Origin of the sequence: Bdellovibrio bacteriovorus str. Tiberius, from assembly GCF_000317895.1 — a bacterium.
Lineage (GTDB): Bacteria > Bdellovibrionota > Bdellovibrionia > Bdellovibrionales > Bdellovibrionaceae > Bdellovibrio > Bdellovibrio bacteriovorus_F.
Genome location: NC_019567.1, coordinates 2431419 through 2453016, shown reverse-complemented (window position 1 = coordinate 2453016; position 21598 = coordinate 2431419). Strand labels below are relative to the sequence as shown.

The window sequence follows — 21598 nt, the reverse complement described above, 5'->3', positions numbered from 1 at the left end:
ACTATTTAACCAGGTACATGCCCGGATAGCTTGGAGCGGGCATCTGGAACAGCTGCTCCATCATCTTGGTCGCCTGAACCTGGGGATCTTCGTCTTTTTCCGCACCCTGAGGCATTCCAGCGTTACCGCGCATTGCGATCACGAAGCGGTTGAAGTCTTGCGTGGATCTAAGCGCGATAAAGAAGTTACGGTTGCGGGAATCACCACTGTCCTGCATCTGAGAGCTGCTGGTTTCCTGCGCGATCAGATAGTAGTTTTCAGTGATATCCACTGGCTCAGTGTGAGTCACACCGTCACACACCATGATACCGCGAGTGACTGCCGCCGCTTTTTCAGCCTCGGTCAGCTGGGAATTCAGAACAGACAGATAGTCTTTGCGACCGAACCAGGATTTCGTGTCCTTTATGAACAACGTCGGGTTCAGGCGCACGATCGCGCACTGCTCGTATTTGTTCACGCGAACTTTCATCTGGCTCTGTTGAACCGTCATGGAAGTGGAACCATTCACAGAAATCGAGTTGCTGGAAGCTTTCGCGTCCGTTGTGGCCCAGGACATGGTGTAACCCAGATCCGCACTGACAGACAAAAGATCCATGAACTTCTTGGACAGACCAATCTTCGCAGACACACTGGTGGAAGTCGTTACGGATTTAGAGTGGGAGGCGCTCAAAGAGAAGCTTGTGCCCACAGTCAGACCCTGATTCAGACCTTTTACATATTGAGTGTTGCCGACTTCTTTGATCAGCATCTGTTTTTCAACCATGAAGAACCTGGAAGCGTCTTTTTTAACTGCGTGGAAGCAGTCCATACCAAACGCCGGAGCGATATTAGGCATGATCGCGCCGCCTTTGGCAGCGTACATTTTTCTCATGTAATCGCTGGCCCAGAAGGCACACATTCTTTGCGCGGCCTCGTTGGACAACTTGCCTGTGGAAACCAGTGAATACAAATCAGACTTCGTCACAATCAGGCGGTCCGCCAGGTTGGTAGAACCCACCAGCGCTTTTACCAGTGGCTGTTCTTTTTCAAGGTGTGGCAAAGCCAGCAGATCCAGGTTGTTTTCTTTGGCAAAGTTCGCCGCCTGAGAGCGGTTCTTGATGTTGCTGGTGATTTCTGCTTTTACCTTAAAACCTTCCGCCACAATGCGAGCCACCACGTTCTTTTCAGACGTGTTGTTTTCACCTTTACCCTTCAGCAGGTAAGTGCTGATCGCTGCCGGGTCCATGATTCTCAGCGGGCGAGTGGTTTCGTCGATATTCAAAGTGATCGGACCGATGAAAGTCGGATTTTCCAAAACAGAACCTGCATCAATTGCAGAGTCCACGTTCTGGGAAGCGTCTTTCAGGCGCACTTCGCCTTTTTCAATAACGACTTTGGATTCATCAACCGGATGCAGTTCCACCAGGATGTTGTTGCGGTTACCCAGCGCTTTAAGATCCTGAGTTTGGAAAGTCACGTCCGTGTTGATCAGGCCGTTCATCACATTTACGAAGCGGTCTGCGGATGTAACATAAGTGTTCTTCTGGTCATAGTCGCGGTTTTGCACGATCGCCAGTTTCATCAGGTAAACACCATCTCGCAGTTTCTGAGCTTCCGCGCGGCCGTTGGCCAGACTGGAATAGATCAAAAGACGCGGGTCCATCTTGAACTGGATCTTCTTGGTCACAGTCAGATTCAGCTGAGCATCCACGTTGTAGTTATAGGACAAAGTGTTGTAGCTGAAGCTATCCAGCAGGATTTGTGTGCGGGGACGGCTTTCTTTTTCGCAGCTCAGGATCAGCTTTTCAGTTGGATCCACATAACGCATGTCACGAGCCACCTGACCCCAGGATTCCCATGGGTTCACGATGATTTCCAGTTTTTCCTTCATGCCGAGGTCTTCGTTTTCGATCTGAACATAGCCCTTCAAATAGCGCTGGCAATCGAAGTACTTGAAAGAAATGCTTTCATCCCAGCTCAGGCACGAGTTGTTGTCCGTTTTCAAGGACACAGAAGAAGAGGTCTCGGCTTCATTTTGACGGAACTTCGTGACTTTGAAGGTGTGAGCGCGCGTGTTCTTCTGATCCAGGCCGTTTCTTACGCAGGCCTTGATATTATAGAACACTTCACGAGTGGATGTCGTTTCAGAACCCACGCGGATAAAGCGGAACTCAAGCTGGGACACTTCAATTTTTGGTTTCTGGTAAGTGTCTTCGTTCATTTTGCCAGCCGGAGTGACTTGCGCCACTTCCTGCATCTGAGCATTTACATAGTTGCTGATCTTGAAGCCCTTGGTTTGAGCCACAATCGTGTTCAGTTTCAGGAAGGAAGAACCTTTGATCTGATCGTATTCACCCAGAAAGTAAACGCCATCAAATGCTGTCAGGCCTTGAGGACCGTTTACTGGAGAAAGCTCCAGACCCAGCATGATCTGACCGCGAGTTGGCAAAGCCGGAAGGTGCATTGGGGATTTGATCGCCAAAGAGCCGTTTTCCATCTTTACATCCATCAGGGATGTTTCAGACATCTGACGACGGATTTCCTGGTTGTCGTGCTGATAGATATGGATCAGCTTCATGCGCGCTTTGAAAGATCCCGCCGTCAGGGCGCGCAGGAACATTTCACCGTTCATTTTAGTCAGTTGAATGGATGGATTCGGGCGCATTTCCACCAGCAGGGTCACTCCCTCCGCAGTCATTTTCTGTTCTGTTACGAACAGACGGCCATCTTCCACCCACAAAGGGCGTGTTGCTTGAGCGTTGTCAGCAGAAAGGCCTTTCAAAGCCAATTTGCCCTGTTCCTGGTTGTCCACCAGGCGAGGGATGTTGTTGCCATCATCCGGATTCAAAACCGGAGTCAAAGTTTCGCCATGGGACCACGGGTTGATCGCATAAGCGACTTTTTGAGAACCACGGTGAACGCCCGTGCCTTTGATAGTTCTTTCGATGCGGATGTACTGGGATTCTGCCAGGAAGTTAAAGCTCACGCGTTCTGCCCAAGTCAGGCAGCCGGCTTTATCAGTTGTAACTTTCTGCTGAGTTTCTTCCACCATGAAATCATGACCAGCCACGACCTTGTCGTAAGCAACGTCTTTGATACAGGCCTGAAGGTTGAAAACTTTGGAAGAAGGCAGGGCAAAGTCGCCCTGGACACTGACTTCCAAAGCTTTGGATTTGTCAGCCATTGGTTGCGCCGTGAAAGTCGCGGCACCCGTGCCCGTGCTTTCTTTGTCCTGCGGAGAAGGAAGATTACATCCTGCCAGTGACAAAGCGTAAAGACTTAAGATGGCTTTAAGGATTGTCAGTTTAGATGTTTGCATAGAAAGTCTCCAGCTTGATCATCAAAGTCTTTTCGCGGGATTGGGGATCGCGATTAAACATCACTTCAGAATCCGTGTATTTCACGCCGATATTGAAACCTTCCTTTTTAAAGGACAGGTAGCTTTCAGCGGAATAGCCAACGCGGTTGGTTTCAAAACCCCCAGCGTTAAAGTAAGCCACCGCTGCTTCCGGAGCGATGGAGAAATAACTGCCTTCAATAACAAGATCTGTGTTTTTGCCGAAGTGGAACTCACCAGCGGCAAAGTAACGGGTTGCGGTGTTCTGATCAGATGGAGCTTTGGTGTTTTGCAGATACTCGCCACCAGCTCTGAAATCAAACAGAGAAAACACCGGGAATTCAAATTCAGTCGCGGCCTCGATGCCTTCGTATTTATACATGAATGCGTACTGGGCCTCAGAAAGCTTTTCAACTTCATTCCCCAGCAGATTGGACTGCTGAGCCACCGCCGACGGCAGGTTGTTATACATGAAGTATCCAACCGAGGATTTCCAGAATAGATTCTGAGCAGCTTGCACCTGGAACTTCAGGGCCGCTGTGTTCAAGGACGGGGTCTTTTCAAGCTCCTTGGTGTTTGTGCTCAAAGAAGTTGAAGTGGGGATTGCGGATTCCACAGAAAGGCTTGTTTTAGTAAGGCCTGCCTTCATCAGGGCTTCCAGGCGTGCTGCCGGGAATGCAATGCCGTCCACCAGAAGATTTGTATGCATGTGGCGCTGATTCAATGCCCCTGCGGAAAGACGCAGGAAAGAGAATGGCAGATAATGAGCTGCCGCCTGGTTCAGAATGATTTTATTTTCAGCTCTGTCAGCACCATCCACACTTTGAGTCTGGCCTGATTGCAGGCGCAAAGAAGGCTGGATATCCAGTTGCAGGGAACGGCTTAGAAGGTATTTGGCTTTGATATCGGTACGGATATCAACGACTTTGGATTGGCTGCGTTCATCGTGCACGTCAGAGCCTGCAAGGCGCAGTCTCCACTCGGCATCGAAGCGGCTGCTTTCTTTGGTCTCAGGCATAGCTGCGCTGATCTGACTTTGCGCATAGCTTTGCGCCGTCAGTATCAGAATGAGACAAAGTGTTGATAATGCAGTTCTTTTCATGCCAACCCCATATTCCTACCCACATCATTTCAAGTTCCGTGCGCGGGTTTGGCGTTACCATTTCAAAGATATAAGACTTAATAGAAAGGCCTTGGACAGTGTGCCCTCAATTGTCACAGCCAGGTAAAAAAGCCAACAAGGGCTCACAATCAGGAAAAGGGTCCGGGAAGCGAATTCGGATAAGTGTAAATGACACTAAGGTGTTTCGGAGAGAGAAAGCCCCTTTGCACCGTTGAAGTTCTTTGGGGGAGAAATGAACGAAGTCGTAGCTGCAGTGGGAGCCTCGCAAATCAATCTCAGCCTTATTTCCAACAGTGAGCTTTTGTCCAGGATGCAGAATCTTGTAAGGACGGAGCGGAAAATCACTCATTTGATTCTTTTGCATATTGCCGAAATTGAAGCCCGTAAACTTTATGCGGAATTGGGGTATGACGGAATGTTTCCCTACCTTACCCGTGGTTTGGGTTATTCTGAAGGCTCGGCTTATCGTCGCTTGCACTCTGCACGGCTGCTGGCGCAGGTTCCGCAGATCGCAAATAAAATTGAGAGCGGCAGTCTGAACCTGAGCCAATTGACCAAGATGCAAAAGTGCCTTGCTAAAAGCGAGGACAGGGGCGAAATCCTGACGGTGACCAAGACTTTGGAGGTCCTTCAAAAAATTGAAGATAAAAACACATTTGAAACAGAAAAGACTTTGGCTCAAGAGATGAATGTGCCCATTGAGAGTTATGAAATGTTAACTCCACAGCGGGATGACTCCGTTCGACTCTTAGTCACGCTAACGAAAGAACATTTTTCCCAACTGGAATTGTCAAAAAGTCTGCTAAGTCATGTCTGCATAGAAGGAACCTGGGCTCAAGTTATCGGAAAGCTCGCTGAAGTTTTTAATAAAAAGAAGTTGGAAGGGAGGATCGCCGTGACTCAGTCCGCCATCGTAGCGGCGGCGGACTGCGTTGGGAATGGAGCTGAGGACGACGAACCTAAAGAGCCCAGAGAAACCGGGGTAAAAAGGAGCCGGAGTTATCTGCCCCGAGGGCTGCGGCGTGAACTGTTCAAAAAAGCACAATATCGCTGTGAATACAGAGACACCTTCAGCGGGAAGAAATGCCAAAGCAGCTATCAGCTTCAAATTGACCACCGCATTCCTGTTGCGCTGGGTGGAAGCGATAGAGCTGAAAACTTGAGGGTGCTTTGTCGCACGCATAATCTGGCGGAAGCCAGACGGATGGGAATTGGCATCAAAGCCAAGATATAGGTTGTACTGAAGAGCTCTTAGGAAAATAGAAGTAAGTAAGCTCTGAAGGACAATAATTTTCCAGTTCTATTTTTACTTATAGACCTGCTTGCAAGAGCTCTCGCAGGCCGCTGCGTCTCTGGCGGATTCGCCAAACTGTGCACCACGAGCGGTGGCCTTGTAGTCGTCTTCATCAAAGCGGGTTTTATAATTGCAGTCGGTGATGTCGCGGTCTTCTTTCAGCCAGCCCACATAGTCCGCTGTGTGATAGCTGGTTTCCTGAGAAATACGGCAACCAATGTAACAATGAGCCAGTTTGTCTGTGCCCATCTTTTCGGCCTTGGTTTTTTCGCTCTTGTAAACGTTGTAGGCCTTGATCAAAGAAAACGGGTTTCCAGCACCAGGATTCTGGTCAGCCCAGTCAGAACGGAACGCATCGTATTCATCAGCGCTGGCAAAGGCCTGACGGGTGTTCGGGTTGCGCTCTTTTTGATAGCAGAGTGGGTCTGCTGCTTGCGCAACAGAAGAAAGGCTGATGATAAGGGCGATCAGGATTTTTGCCATAAGGGCAAAATCTATCAAAGTCGCCCCCATGGTGCCCGTGAAAATTCAGCAAGGTGAATTTTTATAATGCCAGTGACGTTTTATGGCTAGCTAGGCTTCAGGTATTGAAATACGGACAACCGATGCGCAGTTCTGGCAGATTTCCGTGTGTTCCTCAAAAAAAGCGGCTTTGCCAATTGTCACCGGCGTCCTGCAATGCGGGCAGTGGATCGAGCCCGACAAGATCTCGTGACGGAATTTACGCGCGCGCACAGACAGATAAATTCCCAGAATAAAAAACAAAGGCGTCAGAACAAAGTGCGCCACTGGAAGCAGAATACTGAAAATCGCCAGGCCCCAGAACATTCCTAACTTTTGCAATGACTTGATCAGAACTTCACGCGGGGAGTACGAGCGGATGTCGGCGGTGCCGTACTCGACATGATCGCTGCCGGCGGTGGCTTGAATGCGTTGCTGACTCATGAGTGGGATCCTCCGTAGTATTCATGGGGAACCTTAAGGCCCCGGCGTGCGATTTTTTCAGTCATGATAGAGTTTTTCATAATCACGGTGGAAATCAAATAAGCAATACAACAGCACCCCAGCAACGGAACCAGACCCACGGGTTGTTTGGTTCCTTCCAGGGCGAACAGGACGGATGCCAAGAGTGCACGTGAAGATCCGGCAAACAGGGCGGCCATTCCAATCAGGGCCATGGTGTTTACATCCGTGTGCAGTTCGGGAGCGAATCGAGCCAGCAGCGTTCCAATGATAAATCCGAAAGCGGCGCCCAAAGTCAGCAGTGGCGCCAGGGTCCCGCCGGATGTTCCGCTTCCCAGTGCAATGGCCCAGGCAAGGAACTTCCATACAAAGATACTTGCGGCGGCGCCAACAGTAAGACTGCCAGCAAGACTCAGCGAGATATTGCCATAGCCCACACCCAAAGAGCGTGGCTCAATCAGGCCGATAATGCCCACCGCCAGTCCGCCCAGTGCGGGCCACCACATCCAGTGAACCGGGATTTTTTCAAAGTGGTCTTCCACCCAGTAAATGGACTTCGTGACAACGACCGCCAGCAATCCCATGACCGCGCCAAACGCCAGATATGTCAGCAGCCCGGTCATGTCCGGGGCCTGAATAGGTGGCATGGTGAAGAAAGCTTCCGTGTGCATAAAGGCTGAACGCAAAGTCGCCGCCACCGCGGTCGCCAGCGCCACGGGAACAAAAGATTTGGGACGGTATTCAAAAAGGAGCAGTTCGATTGCCAGCAAGACTGCCGACAACGGTGTGCCAAAGATCGCAGTCATCCCTGCCGCCGCGCCGGAGGCCAGTATGATTTTTCGTTCGTAAGCGCTGACCGGCACAATCTGTCCCAGCCAGGATCCCAGGGCGCCGCCGGTGGCGATGATCGGGCCTTCAGCGCCGAAAGGGCCGCCGGAGCCAATGGCGATGGCTGATGACAAGGGCTTTAGGAATGTGATGCGACGGGGGATGCGACTTTCTTTTTGCAGGATGTTTTCCATGGCTTCAGGAATGCCATGACCGCGGATGCTGGCAGATCCAAATCTTGCCATGGCTCCGACAATCAAACCACCGATGACCGGCACCACGACAGCCCAGGCTCCAAGGGTGTTGTCTGCGGGATTGCTTTCTGCCACAGAGAATGTTTGGAAATAGAAAAGGTTTGTGAACAGGGCAATTCCCAAAAGCAGCAGCTTTGCCACCAGAACACTGGCGATAGCCACCAGACAGCTCAAAACACAGATTAACAGAATACGACGACGTTGCTTCAACTCATTTGAATACACTAAAACTCCCAGGCGGTCAGACAGTGCGACAGAACTTCCGCCTGTCACTGTGAGGGGTCAATGCATGAGGCTTTGCATCGAAACGGTGTGTCATGGATTTATATCTATAATATGCACCAACATAAAAATAATTTTGTTCCGCCATGTGTGGCGAGGGCTTGGGGGTGGAGAAGCGTGAAATCGGAAACTGCATAAAAGCAATTTTTCATTCGAGAAACTTGTTTGTACAGTAAGAGGATCGCGACTTGCTTGGAGGAGTAAATCGTTCGTTTCGCCAACTATTCCCTGACCTAAAAATAATATTGTGTTGTGTCATCTTGCATTTGTCTCTTTACGATTTGCTCGACCATGGTCTGTAATTGAAACGTTACATTAATGAGGGGGTAACACATGGAGTTTCTGACAAAAATGGCAGTAGCATTCGAACACGGTGGTTTCTGGATGTGGCCAATCTTGCTTATTCAAGTCGCGTCTATCGCAATCATGATCGAAAGAGCTTACGCTTTGTTCGTTCGTCGTAAAATCACTCAATTTGACTTTGCAATGGGCTTTGAAGAGTCCATCCGTCGCGGTGAAATGGATGCCGTGATTTCCAAATCCCAAGCGGCTATGGCAACAAATCCAGTGGCTCGCGCGATTGCAGCAGGTGCAACTGCGGCTCGCAACCTGGGTGGCAAAGAAGAAATCCAGGGTAAAATGGATGAAGTTCTTATTCAGGAAAACGCAGCTTTGGATCACCGCACAGGCTTCCTGACAATGTTCGGTAACGTGGCGACCCTGACGGGTTTGTTGGGTACGATCTCTGGTATGATCGCATCTTTCGCAGCCGTGGCGTTTGCCAATCCTGCTGAAAAAGCATCTTTGCTTTCTGCGGGTATCTCTGAGGCGATGAATGCGACTGCTTACGGTCTGATCACTGCGATTCCGGCTCTGGTTGCTTACGCAATCCTTCAGAACCGTGCAAATCGTCTGGCAGAAGACCTGAATCAGGCGGGGCTAAAAGTTTACAATTGGCTGAGCTACTCTTACGAGCCAATGACTTCCTACAACATCAAAACTTCCAAATCCGAGCGCGCTGCTGAGCTGGATGCTTAGTTTTTAAGGGGGTTCAATGAAACACTCCAAGAAGCATCTGGATTTTGAGGTCAACCTTATTCCGTTCATCGACTTGCTGTCGGTATCGATCTGTTTTCTTTTGATCACCGCTGTGTGGTTGAACGTCGGATCGATGAACGTGAAACAGGCGGTTGGCGGGCAGGCTCAGGAGGACACTAAGAAAAGTCCTCTGGTCTGGGTTCGCATGACGGCCACCGGAGATCTGGATCTGGAGGTGCAGCAAAGCTCTCTGGTGCCGGCATCTTTGCGCAAGTTTCGCGTTGCTCACGAGGGCAAACAAGTGAACTGGGCAGGGTTGGAAAAGGCTTTGACCAATCTGAAACAGGTCGAGCCATCTTTGAACACAGGACTGATTCAGCCGACAGCTTCCACCGCGTACGAGGAAATCATCGACGTGATGGACAAGCTTAAGAAAACCGGCATGACAGATCTTGGCGTTTCTCCATTATAGTGGGGGTTTTGTGGTTACTGATGGAATTTTAAAACATTCAGTGCTGACCGGAATGATCGAGGGGCAATCCACGATCAGTCCGCGCGGCGCCAAAATGAAAAGGCAGATCGCTGCGGATCTATTGTTGACTGCACTGATTGATGCTTTCTCTATTCTTGTGATCTTCCTTCTGATGAATTTCTCCAGTACGGGCGACATTCTGATGATCGGCAAGGGGCAGGAACTTCCTAAAGCGCACATGGCTGACGTACTGGAAAGAAATCCGGTTATCAAAGTTGAAGACGGCAAAATCTTCATTGAGGACAAACTGGTGAATGCCAACACGATCACCGCCGAGCTGCTTGAAATCCGCAAAAAGTACCAGGAGCTGCATCCGAATACGGAGTTCCCGGGAACCGCGACCATCCAGGCGGATCGTCGTGTGAAGTACGACTTCCTGAACCAGATTATTCTGGGCATGAATCAAGCGGGCTACAGCGATATCAAGTTTGCCGTAGTTATGAAGTAACTCATGAAGTAATTCATGAAATAGGCATTCAGTAAAATCTGCCAAGTAGTTTAGAGACAGAGGGGGTCTCGACAATGAAAAAAGGACTTTTAATTTTCTCCATGACTGTTGGGGTGGCTGCGGCCCCTCACGCCATGGCCTCGGGGTCGACTCAAGACCTTCTGATCCAAAAACTGACTCAAGTGCAATTGGGCTTGGCGCCGGCAGATCCGGCCCGGGCCGCTGTGCTTTTGCGCCTGGCCGATCTTCACGCTGAACGCAGTCGCCAGCTTTCCATGAAGGAACTTGCTGACGGCTGCACGGTTTGTACCGCCGGTGGCAAAGACCGTGATAAAGCACTGACTTATTATACAGAAGCACTTGCCAAAGTTCCTCCCACTTCCGTGGCGAAGGTTCACTTGCAAATGGGCCACCTGTACGAGCTTCAAGGCCGTAATGACCTTGCGGAAAAAAGCTATCAGGCCATGCTTGCCAATGCTGGCATGACCACGGCAATTGAGATGGCTGAAGCCAATCTGTCTTTGGCGGAAATGGCTTTCCGTCAGTCTGACTTTGCAAAAGCTGCGGGTTTGTATGACAAGGTTCTGGCAACTGAAGGGGCGAGCTCTCAAGGTTTGGCGGCATACCGCCGTGCCTGGTGCTCTTTCCGTCAGGGGAACATGGATGCTTCTATCGCTCAGCTTCAGGTTATTCTGAAGAATCCGAAATTGCAGTCCCGCATGGCGGCTTCCCGTGGTGTGGCTGATGTGCAGTTCCTGGAAGAAGTTTCCCGCGATATGGCGACCTTCATGGCCGCGCGCGGAATCAAGGACGGCGATGCAGAAACTCTGTACAGCCTTTCTCCGGAACAGTTCAAGCTGCAACAGGTGACGATGCTGGCCCGCGAAGGCTTGCGTCTGGGACAAAAAGACCAGGCTTTGAAAACCTGGGACTATGTTTACCAAAAACAAAGCGATCCAAAAATGCGTCTGGAAGCCCAGGTGCGTATGGCGCAGTTGAACTTCGATCTTAAAAACACTTCAGCTGCGGCAAAATCCTATCAGACGGCTTTGGGCCTTTGGGGCGCTACTGATTGTACGGCTGCGACCTGCGAAGAATCAGCCAAAGGTCTTCGTCAATTCATCGTGGGCTGGAACCGTCTGGAAAACAGCAAGCCAAGTGCAGAGCTTTTGACGGCGTACCAGGAATATTTCCAGGTGTTTGCTGAAGATGAAGACATGTATGTTTGGGGTGCTCAGGCCGCGGCGACAGCAGGCAGCTATGCCCAGGCGGCGCAGTGGACTGCATTGGCGAACAAAGTGATCCTGGCTAAATACAATGTTGAAAAAGATGCGGCAGCTAAAAAATCCCAAGCTGAAAAGCTTGAGAAGAACCTGCTTTTGGGCATCGAAAATGCTGAAAAATCCAAAGATGCAAGTCTGTTGGTTGCGGCTCAGGATGGCTATCTTCAGAACTCGGTTCTGAAACAGAAGTCCTTCGATGTTCAATATCAGAAGACCTATGCGATCTATCAGAAAGGCGACTATGCCGTTGCGGCGGACCAGTTGAAACAACTGGCTTTGAACACGCAAGGCAGTGCTGCGATTCGTACACAAGCTGCGGAACTTTCTCTGGATGCTTTGGCATTGCTGAAAGACGACGCTCGCATTATGGCATGGTCCGCAGAATACGCGGGCAAGTTTGCTGATAAAAAAGCGGACTTCCAGCAAATCCAGCAAAAATCCATCCTGACTCAGTCTGCGAAACTGGCGGAAAACCAGCCGGAACAGGCTTTGGCTGCTTTGGGTTCTTTCCATGCGGCTTCGGCAAGTGCTGAAGACCGCAAGGTTTACCTGAAGAACAAGATTCTTCTGAGTGAAAAACTGAACAAGATCACCGAAGCCCGCGTGGCGATCGAGGATCTTTTGCGTGAAAAGACTTTGACTGCAGAAGAGCGTGAATTCGCCCTGGGCCGCAAAGTCTGGTTCGCAGAACTGGAACTGGATTTTGCGACTGCTTTGAAGACGGCAGAACAAATGAATTTTGCCGGTCTGTCGGCGGATGACAAAGTCCTGAAGCTTGCGATGTATTCCGAGCTGGCGGATAAAGACCCGCAGCAGTACTATTCCCAGTATTTGAAACAGTCCAAGGATGACAGCAAAAAGCCTTTGATTGCGTCCCAACTGATTCGTTTGTCGAAAAATCCGGTGAAGGATCTTGAGACTTACAAATTGTACTTTAAAAGCAACAACGGCCTTTATGCCCGTGCTGCTTTGGAAGTTTACGGTCGCACCAAAGACCGCAAAGCTTTGGATCTGGCGTTGAAGGAAAAAGGCGCCTCCAAACAGGATGCCTTTGTGATGATCGAAAAGATTGTCTTCCTGGCGGATCTGAAGGCGTTGAGTGCCCCGTTGGCGGCACACACTGTTGACACCAAAAACCAGAACACCATTGCGCTTGGCCTGAAGGCGCGCGTGAAGCTGCTTGAAAAAGCCGAAGCTTTGGCGAACCGTGCGATCAACACGGGTGATTGGTCTTCTCAGTTGCTGGCTCTGGACATGGTGGCGAAAGAAAACACGCGCTTCTATAATGAAGCCCTGTCTTTGCCAATGCCTGCGGGTTTGACTCCGGAACAGGAAAACGAATACCTGACGATCCTGTCCCAGCAGGTGGCTCCGAATCAGAATACGGCGATGATGGCTGAAACCAAAGTCAAAGAGTTCTGGGCACAAAGCGGTTCCCTGGAATCTTACAAAGCGTTTGCGACTCAGAACTCTGAGTGGGCGCAGTACACTTCCCAGGAAGTGGAAGCCGTAGCGGCAATCGCGCCAGAGGCTCAAAAAGCCACCTGGACTGCGGCGGTAGCCCAGATCAAAGCGGAGGAATCCGCACAAACAAAACCAACTCTGGTCGAGCTTGAAAAAGCCCGCACCAACTTGAAGCAGAATCCATTCGTGGCCAGCGCCATCGAAGAGGCTCTGGTTCTTGAGAAAAAAGCCCAGCGCAAATCCATGGTGGAATACCTGGAAGGCCGTCTGGCGACTCTGGCTAAGAAAGACACCGAAGTGAAGGAGAAGCAGCAATGATGAAATACGTATTGATGATGCTTGTGATGGCAGGCTCCGTCCAGGCGGCTCCTGAAAAAGCAGCATCTGATAAAATGGCACCCAAAAAGAATCAGGACGTGAACTTCGAAGACCTTCTGGTCAGCGGTCAGTATCACTTTTCTGATGAAGCTGTGACCACGGTGGAAGAGGACAAAGTTCTGAACAGCCTTATCGGCGTCAGAGCAGACTTCAAGGATCGCATGAAACAATCTGCGACCCTTGGTGAGGTGAAAAATCCATGAGTTTAAGACTGGTAATTGAAGACAATTTGGGCAATGTGACCCGCCAGATTCCGGTGACGGAGAAAAAAGCGCAGGTGATTCAGCGCTTTGACACCAAACGCCTGGAAGTTGTGACCAACACAGCGGCTCTGGATAAAAACAAAATCAAGTTCTCGGTCATCGCCGACCTTGATTTTGATGAAATGAAAGACAAGAAGGTCCAGCTGGGCAAATTCGGTTCGATGCGCCTGGTGAAGGAAGTCAAAGCCGTTCCCGCGGATCTGCTGGTTCGCACTGACGACAAAAAAGATCTGAAAGCTTCCGTGATGATGGCGATTGCCATCTTGTTGTTGCTTCTTTCCATCTTCAAGCTGGCTCCGAAAGAAAACGCGAAGGTGACTGAACAGCTAAAGCAGGAAGTCGTGAAGATCGTTCAGGCCAAAGAACAGCACAAACGCACTGTGGCTCCGACCACGAATATGATGGCGGATCCAACGGCAACCAAGATGCCGGTAAAACGTGCGGAACTGGTGAAGCGTTCCGGTGCTTTGTCTGCCTTGGGCAGCCTTCGTTCCGGCAAGCAGCGTGGCGGTTTGAATCTGGGTGCAGTCAACACCACAGCCGGTGTCGGCTTGGGTGGCACTGGCGGCAGCGGTGGTGTGCAGACGTCTTTGTACGGCAAAGGCATCACGTCGGCTCCGTTGGGCCCTGGAGCTAACATTGCCGGTGGTGGCGGTTACGGCACCAAAGGTAAAGGCGGCGGTCAGGCTGGTTACGGCAGCTTGTCTCTGGTGGGATCTGCGGGCGGTGCTCCGGTTCCATTGGGTGCCGAAGCTGAAGTGGCACAAGGTCTGGATCGTTCTGCGATTGATGAAGTCATCCGTCGCAACCTGGGGCAGGTTCGTTTCTGTTACGAGCAGGCCCTGCAGGGGACTCCAAGCTTAAGTGGTCGTGTGGCGATGGGCTTTACCATCGGCGGCAACGGTTTGGTGAAGTCCGCGTCTGTGGAAAGCTCTTCCATGGCGAATAAAGGTGTTGAAGATTGTATTACCATGCGTTTGAAAACCTGGAAGTTCCCACTGCCTCAAGGGGGCGTGGATGTAAAAGTAACTTATCCATTTGTTTTGCGCAGACAAGGTCAGGGGTAAAAAATGAAAGTATTGTTGGCACTATTGACCAGCGTTTTGTTCCTTACTGCTTGCGAAATGCAGCAGGATCCATTGGCAAATGCTTCCGATCAGGTTCGTAACGGACACCTGCCGGACACTAATAAACCGGTTCCGGAAAAACCAATTCCGCAGGATGGACTATTGGTGGATGCGCCAGAACGTGTGAACGCTCGCGTGGGTTCTGAAGTTCAGTTCAAAGTCGGCGGCCGCGTGATGGTTCCGGGCGTGACTTTCAAAATGATGGTTCTGAATCTGGCGGATTTCCCGGGTGCAAAATTTGATGAAAGCACCGGAGAGTTCTTCTGGACTCCATCAAAAGCTTTGCTTGGCAGCCTGCCGAATCTGGCGATGAGCCTGAAGGTGGTTCTGGCGACCGACTCCACTCCGACTCATCCGACTGTGTCAGTAAGAAATCATGAAGTTCGTTTCTTCATCGAAAACACTTACACCAAGCCGATCGTGAACACGATCGAAGGCAGCACGGGCGTTTTGATCGCTGGCAAAACCTACGAAATGACTGTGACCCTTGAAGATATCGACGCTTACGCAAAAGAAAACGTGTCCGTACAGGTGCGTGACTGTGCCGTCAGCTATTCCACTGATTCCATCTCTCACTTTGTTGAAGTGAAGAACATCAGGGATGTGACTGGTTCCACTGGCAAGTACACCGGCACTGTGGTTGTGAATCTGAACAACGCAGACACTCTGGCATACGGTACTTACTGCTTTGGCCTGGTGGCGGTTTCCAAGCACGGCGTGCCGTCTGACTTCTACAAACGTGAAGTGACTGTTGAGCCGCGTTTGCGTCCGACAAAAATGACCATGGAAACACTTCCGAACCTGACTGCGGGTGAATCCATGCAGGTGGCGTTCTCTATCTATGATCCGGCGAACTTTGCCAACATCCGCCTGGTTTCCATGGACGATGTGGCAACATCTTTGCCTGGCAGCTCTTTGACCTGCAAAAAAGCTTATGGCAGCAGCTCTCAGCTGGATTGCGCTGGTTTGATCAAAACGGATGCGACGACGGCAGCAAAAACTTTGACTGTGACTATCAAGGTCGAAAGTGTTTCCCCGCGCTCCATCCAGACCGCAACCAACACTCACAATCTTCGTATCAACGTAAAGGCGGCTAATCCATGAAATCAGTAAGCATTATCTTTGCTCTTCTTTTGTCTTCTGTTTCCTATGCTCAGGTCGAGCAGGAAGTGGATTCTTTTGGTGGCAACGAGGCTTTGTACATGAAAGCCAAAGCCCTGAACCCGGAAGTTGAAAATGAAGTGGTGCAAAACCGTTTCATCAACCGCACCAAGCGTGTGGAACTGGCGCCGGAGTTTTCCGGAGTGTTCGGCGGGGATTCTTACAATAAAACCAACAACGTGGGTCTGAACGCTCACTACCACATCAATCCAAGCTGGAGTGTGGGTGTGAAATACAACTATTCCTTCAACACTCTGACTCCGGAAGGCAAGGCGATGGTTTCCAAAGCCGACCAGGCGGCGGCAGCCAACCCGAAGGATCCACAATACCTGTTCCCTCAGGTTGTTTATCCAAAGTCTGAAACGCTGGGTCTTGTGAACTGGTATCCGGTTGTGGGGAAGCTGAGCTTCGGAAGATTGGGTGTGGCGCACTTCGACACCTACCTGACTGCGGGTTATGGCCAGATGGAGCTTTCCACCGGAACTTCTCCAGCGGCGACTTTGGGTGTGGGCTTCGGCTTCTGGCTGAGCAACAACCTGACGACTCGTATCGAGTACCGTGCTCAACAGTACAAAGCTGAGTACTACGACAAAACAGAAAACATGATGACAAACGTTGCCTCTGTGCAAATGGGTTGGATGCTATGATGTTGATTAAATCCCTGACAGTGGCTTCTTTGCTGGTGGGTGTGAACAGCGTCGCTCTTGCTGAAGACGACCTGATGAGCATCCTTGAAGGCAAAACAAGCACTGCCCAAGCTCAGTTCGTGGAAAGCGAAGAAGTGGCCAAGCTGAAAAAAGCGGTGAACCCGTCTTCAGCTGAGCAGAACATCTTCTTCCAGTTCCTGGTTGAAAAGAATTATGAAAAAGCCCTGTTCCAGTGGAGCCAGGCTTTCAATCAGTCCGCTTTCCAGATGACGGAAACAGGCAAGGCGCTTGAAGCTTTCCTGAACTACAAAAACGGTCTGAAGCTGACAGGCGTGGAAAACCTTTTGGCAATTTCCAATCCTGAAAAGATTGATGCCACCGTGATCAGTCTTTGGAAAGAAAATCTGAACGACAAGGATCCGGTCTGGGGCATGGCTCAGGTGACGTGGAACCCTTATTGGACTCAAGTTTTCGGTCAGGCGGCGGAAATGGCTGTGGTTCTGCAAAAAAGCTATGTCACCGAAGACATCGCAGCTTTGACAGAGCTGATCAAGAAGACCCCGGTTGATTCCAAGGAAAGAAACATCCTGCAATGGCAGCTGGTTTTGAATCTTGGGATCAAAGGGGACTCTTCCAAGGCCGCACAGGTTCTGGCACATTTGATGAAAGCCAAAAACAACCCGATCGACAAGGATCTGATGACCCTGACGGCGGGCCGTTTGCTTTATCAAAACGGATTCCTGGATGCATCTTTGAAGTACTACGAAAAGATCACCAAGAAATCGGATTACTGGTTCCAGGCACAGGAAGAAATGGCCTGGGCTTACATGAGAAAAGGCGAGCCGCAAAACGCAATGGCTTTGACCAAGACTTTGACTTACCCGCACTTCAAAGGCTGGGTGGGTATTGAGTCTTACCTGCTGAACTCTTTCACCAGTCTGAAGGTGTGTGACTATACGGGCGTTCTGGCGACAATGAAGTCCATCAAAGGTCAGTTCGGCGAACACCTGATCGCACTTGAAAAACTAAGTGCCGATCCTCATCAACCGGCTGTGGCAAACCTGATGAAGGCTTTGGCGCAAGGTCCGGTGGGTACAGCGAAACTGGGTAAAGACGCTCATCTTTTGCCATCAGTGGCATCGCGCGATGAGGTTTTGAACCTTTTGGTGAAAAGACATCAGTACATGAATCAAGAGGCGGATCTGGCGGAAAAGCTGTATGCGCGTTCTTTGACCTTCGGAAATCTGCAAGGTCAGTTTGAAACCCTGAAAAATCAGGTAAAAACCCGTGCAGACATGACCCAGGGTGCGGGTTATCAGCGCGTGCAGGAACTGGCTAAAGCCGAGCTTGAAGATTCCAAACAAGTGATGCAGCGTCTGCGCATTGTGGAAGTTGAGATGATCCAGCAGGTGGATTCTGCCAGCAAGTTCATCAAACACGCCGGTGCAGTTGAAACCAAAAAAGGTTCCACTGGTGCTTCTGGCAAGTACGCGATGAGCTTCTCCAACGACAAGGAAATCTGGTTCGACGAACTTTCCAATTTCAAAGTCGACGTGAAAAAGGGCTGTGCTAAAGACAGCGTGAAGGAGTAAGGATGAAGTCTTCAATCAAGGCTTTGAGCCTGCTGATGGCTTTTGCAATGGTAACAGCTTGTGGAAACGAATCCACGAAGCTGGTGCCCAGGGCCAAAATCAACAAAGAGGAAGTCTCTGAAAAACCGGCGGACTTTGCGATCTTCAATCCGAAGGTTGATATTCTGTTTGTCATTGATAACTCCGGCAGTATGGACGGGGCTCAGAATAACTTAAGCCGAAATGCCGCAGCCTTTGCTGATGGTATTTCCAAGGTGTCCATCCTGGATTACCACATCGGTGTTCTGACGACAGACATGTCCTGCAGTTATACCAATAAGCCCAATGCCTGCGGCAAACTGGTGGGGATTCCGTCCTTCGTGCAAAACACGACGCCGGACCTTGTCAGCACGCTGGCGCGCAAAATCATGGTGGGTACAGACGGGGATTATAACGAGATGATGTTCTCGCCGGTGATCTCGGCCTTGAGCCCGCCACTTGAGACCGGCATCAATGCGGGTTTCTATCGTCAGGACGCTTTCCTTGCGGTGATCTTTATCACGGATGCGAAAGAACAGTCGACGTTCTCGCCGAAGGACTTCCAGCAGTTCCTGAACACCAAGAAGGGTGATCCGAACAAAGTTCTTGCTTACGGTGCTATCAACAAACTGGCTGAACAACAGATCTGTCGTTCCAGCGAGGATCTTGACGGGAAACTTGAAGAATTCCTGGGTTCAGTTGTGAACGGCGATAAAGCGCAAACCAATGTTCTGAGTCTTTGTGCTCCGGACTATGGTGTGAAACTGGCGGAATTCGCCCGTGATATCGTTCGCCGTACAGCGGGCACTGTGAAGCTAAGCCGCACGCCGAATGAAAAAACCATCGTGGTGAAATACGGGACTCAAGTGATTCCAAACAGTGTGACGGAAGGTTGGGTTTACGAACCTGCGACTCGTTCCATTTTACTGGCTGAAGGTATCAAATGGGACTATCAGGGGCCGGGCGTTGGCTTGTCGATTGATTTCGAAGCTATCGACATTGAATAGACTTGCGTAAATTAAGTAATAGACCCCACTTACTGGGGTCTTTCTAAAATGCATGAACAAACTAAGACCAACAGCAATGTTCGGTCTTTTTTTTGTTTTTGATGTACTAATTCTGATTTTAGCCGGTTCGTGATGAGTGAATTCTGCGGTCCGCCATCGCTACGAGGGCGGACTGCGTTGTGGTCAATGTGTGATTATCAGGAAATGACTTTTTCAATGGCGGAAAGAACTCGTTGCGTGGAGTTTCGATTCTTGCCGATTTCGGATCTGATTTCCTCTTTGATGTGCGGGATCTGTTCCTGCTGTTTTTTCATTCTTTGCAGCAGAACTGCGATGTCTGCTGAGGAATGAACCACCTGCACGATCATGCCTGAGGAGTAATTCTTTTTCTGATAGAACAAAGCCTCGCGGTTGTTGCGGTGGTGTGGTCCAACCATCACAGGTAAACCTGCGGCCAGTGCTTCCATCACACTGTGCACCTGTTTTTTGAAAGAGCCGCCGATAAAGGCAATGTCCGCCCAGGTGTACAGTTCAGCCAGAATGCCCACTTGATCCACCAGCAAAATACTGCCTGCCGGCCATTCATCAGCCTGGGAATAACGGACATAGGAAAGCCCCAAAGCCTTCATCTGATTTTCCAGATGTTCCATGTGAGCCGGGGTGGTTTCGTGCGGTGCTAGAATCACGCGCATGTAAATGCCCTTCATCTTTTCCAGGGCTGGCAGCAGAACCAGTTCGTCCTCACCCCAGGTGGAACCTGCGATAAAGACGAAATCTTCAGGGCTTGGGATCAGGTGGTTTTTCAGGGCCTTTGGATTTTCTAGACGGTGAAAGACCTGATCAAAACGTGTGTCGCCGCTGACCAGCATCGGGACTTTCAGGCCCAGCGTATCCAGATTCTGAATGTCTTCAGCCGACACACAGTGAATTTCGGATAGATGATTCAAAGAATAACGGGTCAGATAACGGGTGATCCCTTTCAGGCGGGAAGAGTTATCCGCAAAGGTCGCCGAAAACAGCGCCGATGGAATACCCATTTTGTGAGTCACAGAAACCAGTACGGGCCACACGTCCGTGCGCGAGAAAAGCAAAACGCGCGGGTTCCAGCGTTTGATAAAGTCCTGCATCTGGAAATCCAGATCCCACGGAAGTGCGCACCATACGTCAACGTCGTGCAGGCTTTCCAGAATCTTTTTTGCTGACGGGGAAGAATACGTCACCAGCACCGGAATGTTGGGATGCTGTTTCTTGAGTTCACGGATCACCGGGCGGGCGTATTCGATTTCGCCACTGGCTGCGTGAATCCAGAAAGGGCGATGTTTCGCAATTTCAGCTTCATTGCCGCTGATCTTGATTTTGTAAAAGCCTTTGTTCTTGTCCTCGATCATCTCGCGCAGTTTACCCTGCAGGAACGGGCGCAAAAGCTGTAACAGCAAATAAGCCAGAGGCACGATGGCGAACTTATAGAAATAGAAAATCAAAACGCTCATGGCTGGTTCCGCTGCAGCAGTTGTTTTAGTTCCATCGCCACTTGTTGTGGTGTGATGTCGACCAGACACTGGTGATATTTGAATTTATTCACGCAAGGGCCCTGACCGTGCTTGCTGCATGGACGGCACTTCAGTTCAATTTCAAGAATCTTGGTGGATGGACGTGACGGGAATCCAAACGGAGCCGGGCCCATCAGCGCAATGGTCTTTTGACCCAGTTGTTCGGCCACGTGCAAAAGACCTGTGTCGTTACTGATCAGCGCGGCAGACAAGCCCACAACGCTGGAGCTGACTTGCAAAGAGCATTTGCCGGCCAGATTCAAAACTCTTTCCGGGGCGGCGGCTTTGATGTCCTCGATAAAGGAATCTTCCGGTCCTCCCAACAGAACAAAGCGCTGATCCGGGCAGAGCAGAATCAGTTCCTGCCAGTATTCTTTCGGCCAGCGTTTTAAAAAAAACGCCGCTGACGGAGCTAATGCGACGGAACCGGCATAGTGCCCCAGAACCTCGCGCGCTTTTTGAAAACTTTCTTCGCTGGGGAAGATTTGCGGAGCCGCCGGAGCTTTGCGAGAAATGCCCCAGGGTTGAAGTGGTTCCAGCAAATCGCGCTGGCCATTGAAGGGCATTTCGAAAGTGTTGATGCGGAATTTAAACAGCAGCAGACGCTTCCAGCGACGGATCGAACGGCGGATGAATTTCGGACCCACGCCCAGGATTCCCAGGGGACGCAAAATCCAGGAAATCACGCGTGAGCGCATGTTGTTGTGAGCGTCGTAAATGTGCGTGAAGCCTTCCTTGCGCATTTGCAGGCACAGTTTGATCAGGCCTGACAAGCCCGCCTTGCGGTCAAACTCCCAAATGCGTTGGATGTTGGGATGATTTTTTAGCAAAGGGGCCATGTCCTTGCGAGTGACCCAGTGGATCTCTGCATTCGGATAGGTTTCTTTGATAGCCGAAGGAACGCTCAAAGTCTGAACGACATCTCCAAAGCTGGAAAAGCGAATGATTAAAAATTTAGCACTATTAGGGTCCCGTACCAACATGGGACTAATCTATCAAAGGCGCCGAAAAAGGTCACTTGTTTAAAAGG

At 50.4% G+C, this 21598-nt stretch carries 18 protein-coding genes; 11 read left to right on the top strand and 7 right to left on the bottom strand.

Annotation, left to right across the window (positions count from 1 at the left end):
* Position 1: 1 nt before the first annotated feature.
* Positions 2-3298, bottom strand: a complete 3297-nt coding sequence (locus tag BDT_RS11715) for a hypothetical protein (RefSeq protein WP_015091458.1) — start codon at positions 3296-3298, stop codon at positions 2-4.
* Positions 3285-4418, bottom strand: coding sequence for a hypothetical protein (locus BDT_RS11710; protein ID WP_015091457.1), 1134 nt, complete (start codon positions 4416-4418; stop codon positions 3285-3287). Before BDT_RS11710 ends, BDT_RS11715 begins: the two co-directional genes overlap by 14 nt.
* Before the next feature lie 253 nt (positions 4419-4671).
* Between BDT_RS11710 and BDT_RS11705 the strand changes: the two genes are divergently transcribed.
* Positions 4672-5673 (top strand): HNH endonuclease, encoded by a 1002-nt coding sequence (locus BDT_RS11705; protein ID WP_015091456.1) that lies wholly within the window; start codon positions 4672-4674, stop codon positions 5671-5673.
* Positions 5674-5745: 72 nt separating this feature from the next.
* On the opposite strand, the gene BDT_RS11700 is transcribed toward BDT_RS11705, so the two are convergent.
* From BDT_RS11700 to BDT_RS11690, 3 genes are all read right to left on the bottom strand, one after another.
* A complete protein-coding gene (locus BDT_RS11700; RefSeq protein ID WP_235046103.1) occupies positions 5746-6216 on the bottom strand; it encodes a hypothetical protein in 471 nt (156 codons plus the stop codon).
* 90 nt (positions 6217-6306) lie between these two features.
* Positions 6307-6678: a hypothetical protein gene (locus BDT_RS11695; protein ID WP_015091454.1), complete on the bottom strand. Its 372-nt coding sequence runs from the start codon at positions 6676-6678 to the stop codon at positions 6307-6309.
* Positions 6675-8003, bottom strand: coding sequence for a chloride channel protein (locus tag BDT_RS11690; protein WP_015091453.1), 1329 nt, complete (start codon positions 8001-8003; stop codon positions 6675-6677). Before BDT_RS11690 ends, BDT_RS11695 begins: the two co-directional genes overlap by 4 nt.
* 390 nt (positions 8004-8393) lie before the next feature.
* On the opposite strand from BDT_RS11690, the gene BDT_RS11685 reads away from it, so the two are divergent.
* The 10 genes from BDT_RS11685 (at position 8394) to BDT_RS11640 (ending at position 19018) form a co-directional block, all read left to right on the top strand.
* Positions 8394-9098 carry a MotA/TolQ/ExbB proton channel family protein gene (locus BDT_RS11685; RefSeq protein WP_080602390.1) on the top strand — a complete coding sequence of 235 codons (705 nt, stop codon included), beginning with the start codon at positions 8394-8396 and terminating at the stop codon, positions 9096-9098.
* A 16-nt stretch (positions 9099-9114) separates the two neighbouring features.
* Entirely contained in the window at positions 9115-9570 is a 456-nt protein-coding gene (locus BDT_RS11680) for an ExbD/TolR family protein (protein WP_015091451.1), read from the top strand.
* A 10-nt stretch (positions 9571-9580) separates the two neighbouring features.
* A complete protein-coding gene (locus BDT_RS11675) occupies positions 9581-10078 on the top strand; it encodes an ExbD/TolR family protein (protein ID WP_235046102.1) in 498 nt (165 codons plus the stop codon).
* A gap of 74 nt (positions 10079-10152) precedes the next feature.
* Positions 10153-13143: a tetratricopeptide repeat protein gene (locus BDT_RS11670; RefSeq protein ID WP_015091449.1), complete on the top strand. Its 2991-nt coding sequence runs from the start codon at positions 10153-10155 to the stop codon at positions 13141-13143.
* Positions 13140-13406 (top strand): hypothetical protein, encoded by a 267-nt coding sequence (locus BDT_RS11665; protein WP_011164794.1) that lies wholly within the window; start codon positions 13140-13142, stop codon positions 13404-13406. Before BDT_RS11670 ends, BDT_RS11665 begins: the two co-directional genes overlap by 4 nt.
* On the top strand, positions 13403-14533 hold the full coding sequence (locus tag BDT_RS11660) for an AgmX/PglI C-terminal domain-containing protein (protein ID WP_015091448.1): 1131 nt from the start codon (positions 13403-13405) through the stop codon (positions 14531-14533). Before BDT_RS11665 ends, BDT_RS11660 begins: the two co-directional genes overlap by 4 nt.
* A 3-nt stretch (positions 14534-14536) precedes the next feature.
* Entirely contained in the window at positions 14537-15697 is a 1161-nt protein-coding gene (locus BDT_RS11655) for a hypothetical protein (protein ID WP_015091447.1), read from the top strand.
* Positions 15694-16401 (top strand): outer membrane beta-barrel domain-containing protein, encoded by a 708-nt coding sequence (locus tag BDT_RS11650; protein ID WP_015091446.1) that lies wholly within the window; start codon positions 15694-15696, stop codon positions 16399-16401. Before BDT_RS11655 ends, BDT_RS11650 begins: the two co-directional genes overlap by 4 nt.
* Positions 16398-17993 carry a tetratricopeptide repeat protein gene (locus BDT_RS11645; protein ID WP_041577756.1) on the top strand — a complete coding sequence of 532 codons (1596 nt, stop codon included), beginning with the start codon at positions 16398-16400 and terminating at the stop codon, positions 17991-17993. Before BDT_RS11650 ends, BDT_RS11645 begins: the two co-directional genes overlap by 4 nt.
* A 2-nt stretch (positions 17994-17995) precedes the next feature.
* Positions 17996-19018 carry a VWA domain-containing protein gene (locus tag BDT_RS11640; protein ID WP_015091444.1) on the top strand — a complete coding sequence of 341 codons (1023 nt, stop codon included), beginning with the start codon at positions 17996-17998 and terminating at the stop codon, positions 19016-19018.
* A gap of 197 nt (positions 19019-19215) precedes the next feature.
* Here the strand turns inward: BDT_RS11640 and BDT_RS11635 are convergent, their stop codons facing one another.
* Complete coding sequence (locus BDT_RS11635; protein WP_015091443.1) at positions 19216-20508, bottom strand: 3-deoxy-D-manno-octulosonic acid transferase; 1293 nt, start codon at positions 20506-20508, stop codon at positions 19216-19218.
* Entirely contained in the window at positions 20505-21476 is a 972-nt protein-coding gene (locus BDT_RS11630) for a glycosyltransferase family 9 protein (RefSeq protein ID WP_015091442.1), read from the bottom strand. The genes BDT_RS11635 and BDT_RS11630 overlap by 4 nt, the downstream gene beginning before the upstream one ends.
* Positions 21477-21598: the final 122 nt, after the last annotated feature.